Source organism: Paraburkholderia sp. A1RI-2L (genome assembly GCF_048957375.1).
In the GTDB taxonomy this organism is placed as follows: Bacteria; Pseudomonadota; Gammaproteobacteria; order Burkholderiales; family Burkholderiaceae; genus Paraburkholderia.
Map to the genome: position 1 here is coordinate 2,833,788 of NZ_JARBTA010000001.1, position 13,010 is coordinate 2,846,797.

The window sequence follows — 13,010 nt, forward strand, 5'->3', positions numbered from 1 at the left end:
CCCTGGATGGTTGCGCCCGACCTATAACTATAGACGCGGGCGCAGGACGGAACGGGTGACGAGGCGCTGATCGAGTTTCACAACCGATGAGCGCCTTGCCGTTTCAACTCCCCGGAATAGCAACGTAAAAGGAAACACCGTGAATATCAACGCAACCCTGTTTGCGCAAATGGTCGTGTTCCTGATCCTCGCGTGGTTCACGATGAAGTTCGTGTGGCCGCCGTTGATCAACGCCCTCGACGAGCGCTCGAAGAAGATCGCTGACGGCCTCGCTGCCGCGGATAAGGGCAAGGCGGAACTCGAAGCCGCGCACAAGCGCGTTGGCGAAGAACTCGCTTCGGCCCGTAACGAGGGTCAAAGCCGCATCGCGGACGCAGAAAAGCGCGCATTGGCCGTCGCAGAAGAAATCAAGGCCCAGGCACAAGCCGAAGCGGCTCGCATCATCGCTCAAGCTAAGGCCGACGCCGACCAGCAGGTCGTGAAGGCACGCGAAGCGCTGCGCGCCGAAGTCGCGGCACTTGCCGTGCAAGGCGCCGAGCAGATCCTGAAGCGCGAAGTCGACCAGGCAGCACACGCCGACCTGCTGAATCAACTGAAAGCTGAGCTCTGATCATGGCCGAACTTGCAACCATCGCCCGCCCGTACGCAGAAGCGCTGTTTGGCGTGGCCGAAGCTGGTGACACCGCCGCCTGGTCCACGCTCGTCACGGAGCTGGCTCAGGTTGCGGCCTTGCCCGAGGTGCTGTCGGTCGCGACAAGCCCGAAAGTGAGCCATGCCCAGGTCGTGGAGCTGCTGCTTGCAGCGGTGAAGTCCCCGCTCAAGGATACGGCCGAGGCCAAGAATCTCGTGCAGATGCTGGTCGCGAACCACCGCCTGGAGCTGCTGCCGGAAATTCACGCACAGTTCGAAGCGCTCAAGAACGCCAAGGCCGGTGCGGCCGACGCGCTGATCGTGAGCGCATACCCGCTCGAAGGCGCGCAGTTGACCGACCTCGTCGCGAGTCTCGAACGCAAGTTCAAATGCAAGCTGAAGCCGGCAGTCGAAGTCGACAAGTCGCTAATCGGCGGCGTGCGCGTCACGGTCGGCGACGAAGTCCTCGATACCTCGGTCCGCGCGCGGCTCGCCAGCATGCAGGTGGCTTTGACCGCTTGAGCGCCCCGATAAATACATCGGGCGCAGCGGCTGGCACGCAACAGAATTGAACATCAGGAGCGAATAATGCAACTCAATCCCTCTGAGATCAGCGAGCTGATCAAGAGCCGGATCCAGGGCCTTGAAGCGAGCGCGGACGTTCGCAACCAGGGCACCGTGATCTCCGTGACCGACGGTATCGTGCGTATCCACGGCCTGTCGGACGTGATGCAGGGCGAAATGCTCGAATTCCCGGGCAACACCTTCGGCCTCGCGCTGAACCTCGAGCGCGACTCGGTCGGCGCCGTGATTCTGGGTGAGTACGAGCACATCTCGGAAGGCGACATCGTCAAGACGACGGGCCGCATTCTCGAAGTGCCGGTGGGCCCGGAACTGGTCGGCCGCGTGGTCGATCCGCTCGGCAACCCGATCGACGGCAAGGGCCCGATCAACGCCAAAATGACCGACGCAATCGAAAAGATTGCTCCGGGCGTGATCTGGCGTGAAGGCGTGTCGCAGCCGATGCAAACGGGCCTCAAGTCGATCGACTCGATGGTGCCGATCGGCCGTGGCCAGCGCGAGCTGATCATTGGCGACCGTCAGTGCGGCAAGACTGCAGTGGCCGTCGACACGATCATCAACCAGAAGGGCAAGGACCTCATCTGTATCTACGTCGCGATCGGCCAGAAGGCTTCGTCGATCCAGAACGTGGTGCGCAAGCTCGAAGAAACGGGCGCGATCGAGTACACGATCGTGGTCGCCGCTTCGGCTTCGGAATCGGCTGCGCTGCAGTACCTCGCGCCGTACGCCGGCTGCACGATGGGCGAATACTTCCGCGACCGCGGTCAAGACGCCCTGATCATTTACGACGACTTGACCAAGCAAGCTTGGGCATATCGCCAGATCTCGCTGCTGCTGCGCCGCCCGCCGGGCCGTGAAGCTTACCCGGGTGACGTGTTCTATCTGCACTCGCGTCTGCTCGAGCGCGCTGCACGCGTTTCGGCCGACTACGTCGAGAAGTTCACGAACGGCGAAGTCAAGGGCAAGACCGGTTCGCTGACGGCACTGCCGATCATCGAAACGCAAGCAGGCGACGTGACCGCATTCGTTCCGACGAACGTGATCTCGATTACCGACGGCCAGATCTTCCTGGAAACCGACCTCTTCAACGCAGGCATCCGCCCGGCTATTAACGCCGGCGTGTCGGTCTCGCGTGTGGGTGGTGCGGCACAGACCAAGGTCGTGAAGAAGCTGTCGGGCGGGATCCGTACCGACCTCGCACAGTACCGTGAACTCGCGGCATTCGCCCAGTTCGCATCGGACCTCGACGAAGCAACCCGCAAGCAGCTCGAGCGCGGCCGTCGCGTGACGGAACTGCTCAAGCAGCCGCAATATCAGCCGCTGCAAGTGTGGGAGCTGGCTGTTTCGCTGTTCGCGGCGAACAACGGCTACCTCGACGACCTCGAAGTCAAGGACGTCCTGGCATTCGAGAAGGGCCTGCGCGAATACCTGAAGTCGAAGCACGCCGACCTCGTCGGCCGCATCGAGGACAAGAAGGACCTGTCGAAGGACGACGAGACCGCGCTCCACGCGGTGCTCAAGGACTTCAAGAAGTCCGGCGCATACTGATCCGTCCGGGAATCAACCACGATAAACGGACATTGAAGCGGCGCGGGTTCGCTGTAGTCAGGGTGCCCGCCCCGTTTCGATCAAGGAGCAAGCAATGGCTGGAATGAAGGAAATTCGCGGCAAGATCAAGAGCGTGCAAAACACGCGCAAGATCACCAAGGCGATGGAAATGGTCGCGGCGTCGAAGATGCGCCGTGCCCAGGAGCGCATGCGCGCCGCCCGCCCGTATGCCGACAAGGTCCGCGACATCGCTGCGCACATGAGCCGTGCGAACCCCGAGTATCGCCATCCGTTCATGACGGAAAACAACGATGCGAAGGTCGCCGGCGTGATTCTCGTCACGACCGACAAGGGTCTGTGCGGCGGGATGAACACCAACGTGCTGCGTGCGACGCTGCAGAAGTTCAAGGATCTGGAAGCATCGGGCACGTCGATCGAAGCAACGGCGATCGGCAGCAAGGGCCTCGGTTTCCTGAACCGTCTGCGCGCGAAGGTCGTCTCGAACGTCGTGCAGCTCGGCGACACGCCGCACCTCGAGAAGCTGATTGGCGCGGTGAAGGTGCAGCTCGACCAGTACTCGGAAGGCAAGCTCTCCGCGGTGTACCTGGCGTACACGCGCTTCGTCAATACGATGAAGCAGGAGCCGGTCATCGAGCAACTGCTGCCGCTGTCGAACGAGCGCCTCGAAGGCAACGACGACGGCACGACGCCGAAGTCGCAGTGGGACTACATCTACGAGCCGGACGCGCAAACCGTCGTGGACGAACTGCTGGTGCGTTATGTCGAAGCCCTGGTCTATCAGGCCGTGGCGGAAAACATGGCGTCGGAGCAGTCGGCCCGTATGGTCGCGATGAAGGCAGCGTCGGACAACGCGAAGACGGTCATCAACGAACTGCAGCTCTCGTACAACAAGAGCCGCCAGGCCGCGATTACGAAGGAACTTTCGGAAATCGTCGGCGGCGCCGCAGCGGTCTGACCGGGCACAAGCCGAACGCGAACCGCGCCGCTATGACTGGCGGCCGAGTGAAGAATTCAGGTATCTAAAGGAAAAGCGATGAGTACAACTGCTTTGGTAGAAGGCAAGATCGTACAGTGCATCGGCGCGGTGATCGACGTGGAATTCCCGCGCGAGAGCATGCCGAAGATCTACGACGCGCTGATTCTCGAAGGGTCGGAGCTGACCCTCGAAGTGCAGCAGCAGCTCGGCGACGGCGTCGTGCGCACCATTTGTCTGGGTGCGTCGGACGGCCTGCGCCGCGGCACCGTGGTCAAGAACACGGGCGAGCCCATCAGCGTGCCGGTCGGCAAGCCGACGCTCGGCCGTATCATGGACGTGCTGGGCCGCCCGATCGACGAAGCGGGCCCGATCGTCAGCGAGCACAAGCGCGCGATCCACCAGAAGGCACCGGCGTTCGACGAACTGTCGCCGTCCGCAGAGCTGCTCGAAACCGGCATCAAGGTTATCGACCTGATCTGCCCGTTCGCAAAGGGCGGCAAGGTCGGTCTGTTCGGCGGTGCTGGCGTGGGCAAGACCGTCAACATGATGGAGCTCATCAACAACATCGCGAAGGAACACGGCGGCTTCTCCGTGTTCGCGGGCGTGGGCGAGCGTACCCGTGAGGGCAACGACTTCTACCACGAAATGAAGGACTCGAACGTTCTGGACAAGGTCGCGCTGGTGTACGGCCAGATGAACGAGCCGCCGGGCAACCGTCTGCGCGTCGCGCTGACGGGTCTGACGATGGCCGAGCACTTCCGTGACGAAGGCCTCGACGTGCTGTTCTTCGTCGACAACATCTACCGCTTCACGCTGGCCGGTACCGAAGTGTCGGCACTGCTCGGCCGTATGCCTTCGGCAGTGGGCTATCAGCCGACGCTGGCAGAAGAGATGGGCAAGCTGCAAGAGCGCATCACGTCCACGAAGAAGGGCTCGATTACCTCGGTTCAGGCCGTGTACGTCCCTGCGGACGACTTGACCGACCCGTCGCCGGCTACGACCTTCGGCCACCTGGACGCAACCGTCGTGCTGTCGCGTGACATCGCCTCGCTGGGTATCTACCCGGCAGTCGATCCGCTCGACTCGACCTCGCGCCAGATCGACCCGAACGTGATCGGCGAAGAGCACTACTCGATCACGCGCGGCGTGCAGCAGACGCTCCAGCGCTACAAGGAACTGCGCGACATTATTGCGATTCTGGGCATGGACGAACTGTCGCCGGAAGACAAGCTGTCGGTCGCCCGCGCACGCAAGATCCAGCGTTTCCTCTCGCAGCCGTTCCACGTCGCGGAAGTCTTCACGGGCTCGCCGGGCAAGTACGTGCCGCTGAAGGAAACCATCCGCGGCTTCAAGATGATCGTGGGCGGCGAGTGCGATCACCTGCCGGAGCAGGCGTTCTACATGGTCGGCACGATCGACGAAGCCTTCGAAAAGGCCAAGAAGATCCAGTAAGGGTCGCGTTGCAGGCAACGAGGCGGAATGAGTTATCTCGTATAAGTGACGCGTTACTCAATCCGCCGCCGCAACTTTTTGACCCGAGCTTTGCATGGGATCGGAGTAACCGCTAAAGCGCTAACTCCGATCGACAGGAGTCGACAGATATGGCAGCAACCATCAAGGTAGACGTCGTTAGCGCCGAAGAGAGCATCTTCGCCGGCCAGGCGAAGTTCGTCGCGCTTCCGGGCGAGGCGGGCGAGCTGGGCATTCTGCCGGGCCACACGCCGCTCATCACGCGGATTCGTCCGGGTGCGGTGCGCATCGTGGGCGCGGAAGGCGATGAAGAGTTCGTGTTCGTCGCCGGCGGCATTCTCGAAGTGCAGCCGGGCGCCGTGACGGTGCTCGCCGACACCGCGATCCGCGGCAAGGATCTCGATGAGGCGAAGGCCGGCGAGGCGCGCAAGCGCGCCGAAGAGGCACTGCAGAACGCAGGTTCGAACCTCGAGTACGCAACGGCGCAGGCGGAACTCGCCTACGCAGTCGCGCAGCTTGCGGCAATCCAGCGCCTGCGCAAGATGAATCAGCATTGATTCCGGCGCGCCCGCCCTGTGTGGCGGGCGGTGGCCGCGAACGAGAAGGGCTCCCACTGGGAGCCCTTTTTCATAGGTGAGCCGTTAGCCGCGGCCACTGTCGTTGAGCACCTCCACGCGCATCACGCCTTGGCGTTCGCTGAAGTAATGCGTATTGGAGAACAAATAGTCGCCCACCTGTACGTGCCCGAGGATCAGGTCACGGCCCGCCGGCGTGAGCTTCGGGTCGGCGAGCAGGGCGTCGAGGTCGGCTTCGGTGATGCGACGCTGGTTTTCGTCGTCGCGCCAGTCTTCACCCGTGCGCAGCGCGCCCTGCAGTTTGAACTCCGAGGTGAACAAACGCGAGCCGTCCGTCCGGTAGACGCTCATGCTTATCGGCCAGAGGCCTGCGTCGTACGCGTCCTGGGACACGATTTCGTGAATGAACACGTTGTTGCCGGAGGTGAAGCCGTCGAGCCGCAGCTTCCCGCCGGGACCCGTGACCCCCAGGCGCACGATGCCGCGGGAATTGCCGTTGTCGGCGCGCGGCAGTATGCCGAGATACGAATCGGTCGCGACAAACAGGATGCCAACCTTCTCGCTTTCTTGCGCACCAGGCGTGAATTGCTTTTCGATCTGGACTGACACCGACTTGTTGATGCCGACCACGTTGACTTCCGAGGTCTGTGCGCCGATCTCGAAGGCGATTGCGCCATCCGTGTCGTCGATGGGCGCGCGGCGCTCGCCGTCGACGAGTGCAGTGAAGTCCCACCCGGTGCGCTGAAGGAACCGCAGCGCGCCGCCGTCGTCGGCGCGCGCGATCACGAATTCATAGAGCCAGTACGAACCCGGGGCGAGCTGCAGCTCGATGGTGTCGGCGCCCACTACCATCAGGACACCTCCGATCAGCTTGTTCGTGTCCACGGCACCCTGGGCATCGGCGAGGGCGCTGTAATGCGTTCCAGCCGGCACCACGCCGAACGCGTACTGGATCGTGCCATCAGGTTCGGAATAGCCATTGGCATCGGAGCCAGGTACGCCGGCCCAGATTTTCTTCGAGAGTCGCAGCTTGCCTTTGCGCCCGTTGTTGTTGGTCACTTCAACGCGCATCACGCCCTGTCGCTGGTAGAAGTAGTTCTGGTTGGTGAACAGCCAGTCGCCGGCATGCACGTTCGCACGGATCAACTCGCGTGCTGCGGGTGTGAATTTGGGGTTGTGCAACAGAGCCGTCAGTTCTTCCTGCGTGATCTCGTGAGCGTCGGGAAAACCAGCGCTGTACCAGAATGCGCCATCGATGTTGTAGACGTCCATCTTCTCGGGACGCACGCCGGCGTCGTAATACGCCTTGGGCACGATCTCGTGAATGAACACGTTGTTGCCCGACACAAAGCCGTCCAGGCGCAGCTTGCCATCGGCGCCCGTCACGCCGAGGCGGACCACAGCGGTGCCGTCGAAATTCGGCGAACCGGTTTGCGTGAGGCCGAGATACGAGCTCGTGCCGAAGAACAAAACGCCTTCGGTGCGGCCCGTGCCGCTGCTCATGCGCTTGTCGATTTCCACGCACAGCGCCTTGTTGATGCCGACGATGCGCACATCGGCTACGCCGGTGCCGATTTCGAACGCAATGGCACCGTCCTGATCATCGACCGGTGAGGTGCGCTCGCCGTTTACGACGGCCGTGAAATCCCAGCCGGTGCGCTGACTGAACTGCAACGAGACGCCGTCGGCATTGCGGCCAATCACGAACTCGTAAAGCCAGTATTTGCCGGGGGCGAGCGCCAGTTCGACTTCATTCGCGCCAACCACCATCAGCACGCCGCCGATCAGCTTGCCGGCATCGACCGAGCCGTCCGGATTCGCGATGCTCGCGTAGTGCATACCCTCGGGCACGACTCCGAAGGCGTACTGAATCGTATTGGAGGGATCGGAATATCCATTGGCGTCGGAGCCGGGCGCACCGGCCCAAATTTTCTTGCTCAGACGAATGTGGCTGGATGTGTTGCTGGCGTTCATCGCTGCTCCTTTGAAGTTGAATTTCTGGATGCCTGATTAATTTGGACTGCAAATAAATTGGCGGAAACGAGAACATCGTTAAATGTTTGCAAAGAAAAGTTCATTTCATTACACATTGAAAGAAAAATCTATCAGGCGGGCGAGGCGTGCGATGCGAGAGCACAGCGCAGAGTCAAAAAATGGCGGGGTTTCTGATCCGGCGAGCAGGAGCGCAGCCCGAGGCGCCGCCATGGAGGCTGTCGGGCCACGGAAGAAAATCTACTTGACGTTTACGGAAAGGTAATGCGAAATCATGGCTTCGCAGCGGCTGGAGACGCGCTGCGGATCTGGTCCCCGCCCATGCGTTGCGGGTATTACTTGATGCTGCTGGCCGCGCGCACAGTGGCACAATGTTTTTCAAATCCATTTCAATCGGGAGCGAGATTCCCGGGGAGACAGCCATCATGGCCATCGACGCTGCCGGTGCGCGCGAAGCGCTCATCGCGCCGAAAGACGGGCTTTCCTACGTGCGTGGGAGGACCGACATACCGCTCTCCAATGCGACCATCGGCGCTTTTCTCAGCGAGACCGCGCAGCGCTTTCCTGAGCGCCCGGCGGTGGTGTTCCGCGAACAGGACATCCGCTGGACCTGGCGCGAATTCGCAGAAGAAGTGGACGTGGTGGCGGCTGGTTTGCTGACGCTTGGCGTGAGGGCGGGGGACCGGGTCGGCATCTGGTCGCCCAATCGCTTCGAGTGGCTGCTCACGCAATTCGCCACGGCGCGGATCGGCGCTGTGCTCGTCAACATCAATCCTGCCTACCGCCTCGCCGAACTCGAGTACGCGCTGAACAAGGTGAGCTGCAAAGCCATCATCGCCGCGGAAAGCTTCAAGACGTCGAAGTATCTCGAAATGCTGCAAACGCTCGCGCCCGAGCTCGCGAGCGCAACCCCAGGCGACCTGCATGCGGCGAAGCTGCCTGAACTGCGTGCAGTGATCCGCATGTGCGATGCGGAAACCCCCGGCATGCTGAACTTCGGCGATCTGATCGAGCAAGGGCGGGAGCGGCTCGAACTCAACGGCCGTGCTGAACTCGATGCGATCGGCGCGACGCTCGATGCCAACGACGCCATCAACATTCAGTTCACGAGCGGCACCACGGGCAATCCGAAGGGTGCCACGCTCACGCATAGCAACGTGCTCAATAACGGGCGCTTCATCGCCATGGCGATGCGGCTCTCCGAAGAAGATTCGCTATGCATTCCGGTGCCGCTTTATCACTGCTTCGGCATGGTGCTGGCGGTGCTCGCGTGCGTGTCGGTGGGTGCGGCGATGGTGTTTCCGGGTGAGGCGTTCGACCCGCGCGCTACGCTCGAAGCGGTGTCGGAGGAGCGCTGCACCGCGCTGCACGGCGTGCCCACCATGTTCATCGCGGAGCTCGATCATCCCGACTTCGAGCGCTTCGACCTCTCGCGCCTGCGCACCGGCATCATGGCGGGATCGCCGTGTCCGATCGAAACAATGAAGCGCGTGGTCTCGAAGATGCACCTCGCCGAGATCACCATCGCGTACGGCATGACGGAGACGAGCCCGGTGTCGTTCCAGAGCGCGACGACCGACCCGTTCGACAAGCGCACGACCACAGTGGGGCGGATCCAGCCGCACCTGGAGGTGAAGATCGTCGATCCGCTCGGCAACATCGTGCCGGTGGGCCAGACGGGCGAGCTCTGCACGAAGGGCTACTCGGTGATGCGTGGCTACTGGGACGACGAAGCGAAGACAGCCGAAGCAATCGTCGATGGCTGGATGCATACGGGCGACCTCGCGACGATCGACGCTGAAGGCTATTGCAATATCGTCGGGCGCCTGAAAGACATGTTGATCAGGGGCGGAGAGAACATTTATCCGCGCGAGATCGAGGAGTTCTTGTTCCGCCATCCGAAGGTGCAGTCGGTGCAGGTGTTCGGTGTGCCCGATGCGAAGTATGGCGAAGAGGTGTGCGCGTGGATCGTGCTTCGCCAGGGCGAAGCCGCGACGCCCGAGGAGATCCAGGCGTTTTGCCAGGGGCAGATTGCGCACTACAAGATCCCGAAGTACATCCGTTTTGTCGACGAGATGCCGATGACGGTGACGGGCAAGGTGCAGAAGTTCGTGATGCGCTCGCGCATGATCGACGAACTTAAAATCAGCGAGCAAAAAACCGCTTGATGCCGTTATTTCGCGGCGGTTTCGCGGCACGCTGCCGCCGCGAAACCGGCAAAAGGACAAGCGCCATGAATGAACCGATGTTTGGCAGGCCGAACAAATTGGCTGGCCAATCGACGCGGTTGCGAATTAACCGTCCGGCTAACACGGCGAGCAATCAAATAAGAAATGCAGGCGAATGAGTTTGTGCCCGCGATTATTCCCGCGATCGCAACAAATCGACGATAAAAGCGAGTGGGAAAGCAATAGACGAAAAAAAAGCGGGCCTGGAGCCCGCTAAAAACCACACGCTACGGGGTTAGCGCGAGGAGACCAAAGGAGGAGCCGGGTCTTGGAACGCAAAACGCCGGTTACGGCTCCAACAAGGATGCCCCTGACAGGGCTTCGGATTGACGCCGACAGGTAGGTGTATTGTGTCCGCTCACACTTGCACCGCACCGCATCCGTGTTGAAACCGTTGAAGGCATTGTGGGCGAATTAATGAACCTTGGCGGTAACAAAGTGTTTCAGGTTGTAACGCCCGTCAGATAAGGCTTTGTGGGATTTTTTGCCGCCCCGAGCGCTTCATGAAAGTCATTTTTACCTGCGTTTTTTGGATGCTGTCAGACGCTGCGTGGACGCGAATTAGAGATGTTATTCCAAGTGCATGAAGAATGCCGCGCTGTGTGGCCATTACCGGAAATCGGCTGCATAAAAACGCAAACCGCATATGCGGATCGAGTCGATATTTCCGGTTGAATCCATGCGTGCGGTGCAAGGATTGCTCATATGGCGTTGCAACGAGTAGTTGCAACTCCTCATATGGATGAACTAATGATGCCGCGCCGGGATGAGTCCCGGCGCAGTTTATTGCTTCGTCACCTTACTTGAGCCATTTGTCGGAGATTGCCTGATACTCGCCGCTTGCGCGCGCAAGGTGCAGCCATTGATCGACATATTGCTGGAATACCACGTCGCCGCGCGGCACCATCCATGCTTTCTCGCCGTACTGGAATGGCTTGTCGGGGTGCACCGAGCACAGTCCCGGGTTGAGCTTCTGCTGCAACAGTGTTTCGGATGCGTCGGTGACCATGACGTCCGCCTTGCCGGCCAGGATCTGCTTGAAGATCGTTACGTTGTCCGGATAGACGGTGAGATTCGCGTGCGGGAAAAACTGCTTTGCGAAGCGTTCGTTCGTGCCGCCGGGATTCACGATCACGCGCGTGGCGGGCTGATCGATCTGCGCAACCGTTTGATATTTGCTCACGTCGTCGCAGCGCACGATAGGCGTCTTGCCGTCGATCTGGTACGCCTCGGTGAAGAATGCGCGCTTTTGCCGTTCGAGCGTGGTCGACACGCCACCCACGGCGACGTCGCATTTCGCGAGGAAGTCGTTCATCAGGTTCGACCATGTCGTCTTCACGAACTCGGCCTTCACGCCCAGCGACTTCGCGAGCGACTCGGCCATGTCGATATCGATGCCCTCGAACGTGCCGTCCTGCTTGTAGAACGAATACGGTTTGTAGTCGCCCGTCGTGCACGCGCGCAGCGTGCCGCGCGAGAGCACCTGGTCGAGCCGCGAGGGCGTACTGGCGCTCTGCGTCGCGACGCCCGGCGTGGCGACGCCCGGCGTGGCCGCGCTCTGCGCAAATGCGTGCGGCGCTCCGGTGGGCCCGCCGACCAGCGCGGCGATGGCTGAGCAGGCAGCGGCGACCTTCTTCTTGTTCATGCTGTGTGTCTCCTCTTCTAATGGCGGTTTCGATGTAATGGATCGGAAAGGCATCCGATCATAGCCCGCCCGCATTCATGCGTTAAGCGTGGGCTGACCTGGTTGGTCTCCGGTGGACGCGTGTGCGGCGCGCGGTCCGGATCGCCTTATCCCGGCCATCAGCGTCATGTCGCGGCGGCGGCTCCGGTAGAATGGCCGTCTGCTTTCGAATCTCGCGCGACCAGCGCTTCCCGCCCGTGGCCCACACTCTTCTGAATGACACCTTTCTGCGCGCCTTGCTGCGTCAGCCGACCGAATACACGCCAATCTGGCTGATGCGCCAGGCGGGCCGCTATCTGCCGGAGTACAACGCCACGCGCAGCCGCGCGGGCAGCTTTCTCGGTCTCGCCAAGAATCCCGATTACGCGACCGAGGTGACGCTGCAGCCGCTCGATCGCTATCCGCTCGACGCCGCCATTCTGTTCTCTGACATCCTCACGATTCCCGATGCGATGGGTCTCGGCCTCTCGTTCCAGGCTGGCGAAGGTCCGAAGTTCGCACATCCGGTGCGCAGCGAAGAGGATGTCGCGAAGCTCGCGGTGCCCGACATCGGCGAGACGCTCGGCTATGTGACCGACGCCGTGCGCGAGATTCGCCGCGCGCTCACCGACGCGCAAGGTCGCCAGCGCGTGCCGCTCATCGGCTTCTCGGGCAGCCCGTGGACGCTTGCCTGCTACATGGTCGAGGGCGGCGGCTCGGACGATTTTCGCACCGTGAAGTCGATGCTGTACGCGCGCCCCGATCTGATGGAGCGCATTCTCGAAATCAACGCGCAAGCCGTGGCCGCGTATCTCAATGCGCAGATCGAAGCCGGCGCGCAAGCCGTGATGATCTTCGACACCTGGGGCGGCGCGCTCGCGGACGGCATCTATCAACGCTTCTCGCTTGCATACATCAAGCGCGTGGTGGAGCAGCTCAAGCGCGAGCACGACGGCGAGCGCGTTCCGGTGATCACCTTCACGAAGGGCGGCGGCCTATGGCTCGACGAGATCGCCGAAACGGGTGTCGACGCGGTCGGCCTCGACTGGACCGTCAACCTCGGCCGTGCGCGCGAGCGCGTGGGCGATCGCGTGGCGCTTCAGGGCAACCTCGATCCGACCGTGCTGTTCGCCTCGCCGGCGGCGATTCGCGAGCAGGCGCGTGCGGTGCTCGAGAGCTACGGCGCTCACCCGGGCCACGTCTTCAACCTTGGGCATGGCATTTCGCAGTTCACGCCGCCGGAGAGCGTCGCCGAACTCGTGGATGAAGTGCATGGCCATAGCCGCGCCATGCGCGCTGCGTCGGCCTGAATTTTGTTGCATTGC

At 61.7% G+C, this 13,010-nt stretch carries 10 protein-coding genes; 8 read left to right on the top strand and 2 right to left on the bottom strand.

Annotated elements, in window-relative coordinates; genetic code table 11:
- Positions 1-139: 139 nt before the first annotated feature.
- The 6 genes from PWP93_RS13000 to PWP93_RS13025 all read left to right on the top strand — a co-directional run bounded on the left by PWP93_RS13000 (position 140) and on the right by PWP93_RS13025 (position 5,784).
- Positions 140-610, top strand: coding sequence for a F0F1 ATP synthase subunit B (locus PWP93_RS13000; RefSeq protein ID WP_421025071.1), 471 nt, complete (start codon positions 140-142; stop codon positions 608-610).
- 2 nt (positions 611-612) lie between these two features.
- Positions 613-1,152, top strand: a complete 540-nt coding sequence (locus PWP93_RS13005; RefSeq protein WP_035523148.1) for a F0F1 ATP synthase subunit delta — start codon at positions 613-615, stop codon at positions 1,150-1,152.
- Between the two features lie 66 nt (positions 1,153-1,218).
- Positions 1,219-2,760 carry a F0F1 ATP synthase subunit alpha gene (gene atpA, locus PWP93_RS13010; protein WP_421044751.1) on the top strand — a complete coding sequence of 514 codons (1,542 nt, stop codon included), beginning with the start codon at positions 1,219-1,221 and terminating at the stop codon, positions 2,758-2,760.
- Positions 2,761-2,854: 94 nt separating this feature from the next.
- Positions 2,855-3,736: a F0F1 ATP synthase subunit gamma gene (gene atpG / locus PWP93_RS13015; RefSeq protein ID WP_035523142.1), complete on the top strand. Its 882-nt coding sequence runs from the start codon at positions 2,855-2,857 to the stop codon at positions 3,734-3,736.
- Positions 3,737-3,814: 78 nt separating this feature from the next.
- Positions 3,815-5,209, top strand: a complete 1,395-nt coding sequence (atpD, locus tag PWP93_RS13020; RefSeq protein WP_213298554.1) for a F0F1 ATP synthase subunit beta — start codon at positions 3,815-3,817, stop codon at positions 5,207-5,209.
- A 149-nt stretch (positions 5,210-5,358) separates the two neighbouring features.
- Positions 5,359-5,784: a F0F1 ATP synthase subunit epsilon gene (locus tag PWP93_RS13025; protein ID WP_035523136.1), complete on the top strand. Its 426-nt coding sequence runs from the start codon at positions 5,359-5,361 to the stop codon at positions 5,782-5,784.
- Between the two features lie 84 nt (positions 5,785-5,868).
- Here PWP93_RS13025 and PWP93_RS13030 read toward each other — a convergent pair whose 3' ends face one another.
- Positions 5,869-7,776, bottom strand: a complete 1,908-nt coding sequence (locus PWP93_RS13030) for a hypothetical protein (RefSeq protein ID WP_421044752.1) — start codon at positions 7,774-7,776, stop codon at positions 5,869-5,871.
- 443 nt (positions 7,777-8,219) lie between these two features.
- Here PWP93_RS13030 and PWP93_RS13035 point away from each other — a divergent pair, with 443 nt between their 5' ends.
- Complete coding sequence (locus tag PWP93_RS13035; protein ID WP_421044753.1) at positions 8,220-9,962, top strand: AMP-binding protein; 1,743 nt, start codon at positions 8,220-8,222, stop codon at positions 9,960-9,962.
- An 859-nt stretch (positions 9,963-10,821) separates the two neighbouring features.
- Here PWP93_RS13035 and PWP93_RS13040 read toward each other — a convergent pair.
- A complete protein-coding gene (locus tag PWP93_RS13040; protein ID WP_421044754.1) occupies positions 10,822-11,667 on the bottom strand; it encodes a transporter substrate-binding domain-containing protein in 846 nt (281 codons plus the stop codon).
- Between the two features lie 236 nt (positions 11,668-11,903).
- Here PWP93_RS13040 and hemE point away from each other — a divergent pair, with 236 nt between their 5' ends.
- Positions 11,904-12,995: a uroporphyrinogen decarboxylase gene (gene hemE, locus PWP93_RS13045; protein WP_421044755.1), complete on the top strand. Its 1,092-nt coding sequence runs from the start codon at positions 11,904-11,906 to the stop codon at positions 12,993-12,995.
- Positions 12,996-13,010 lie beyond the last annotated feature (15 nt).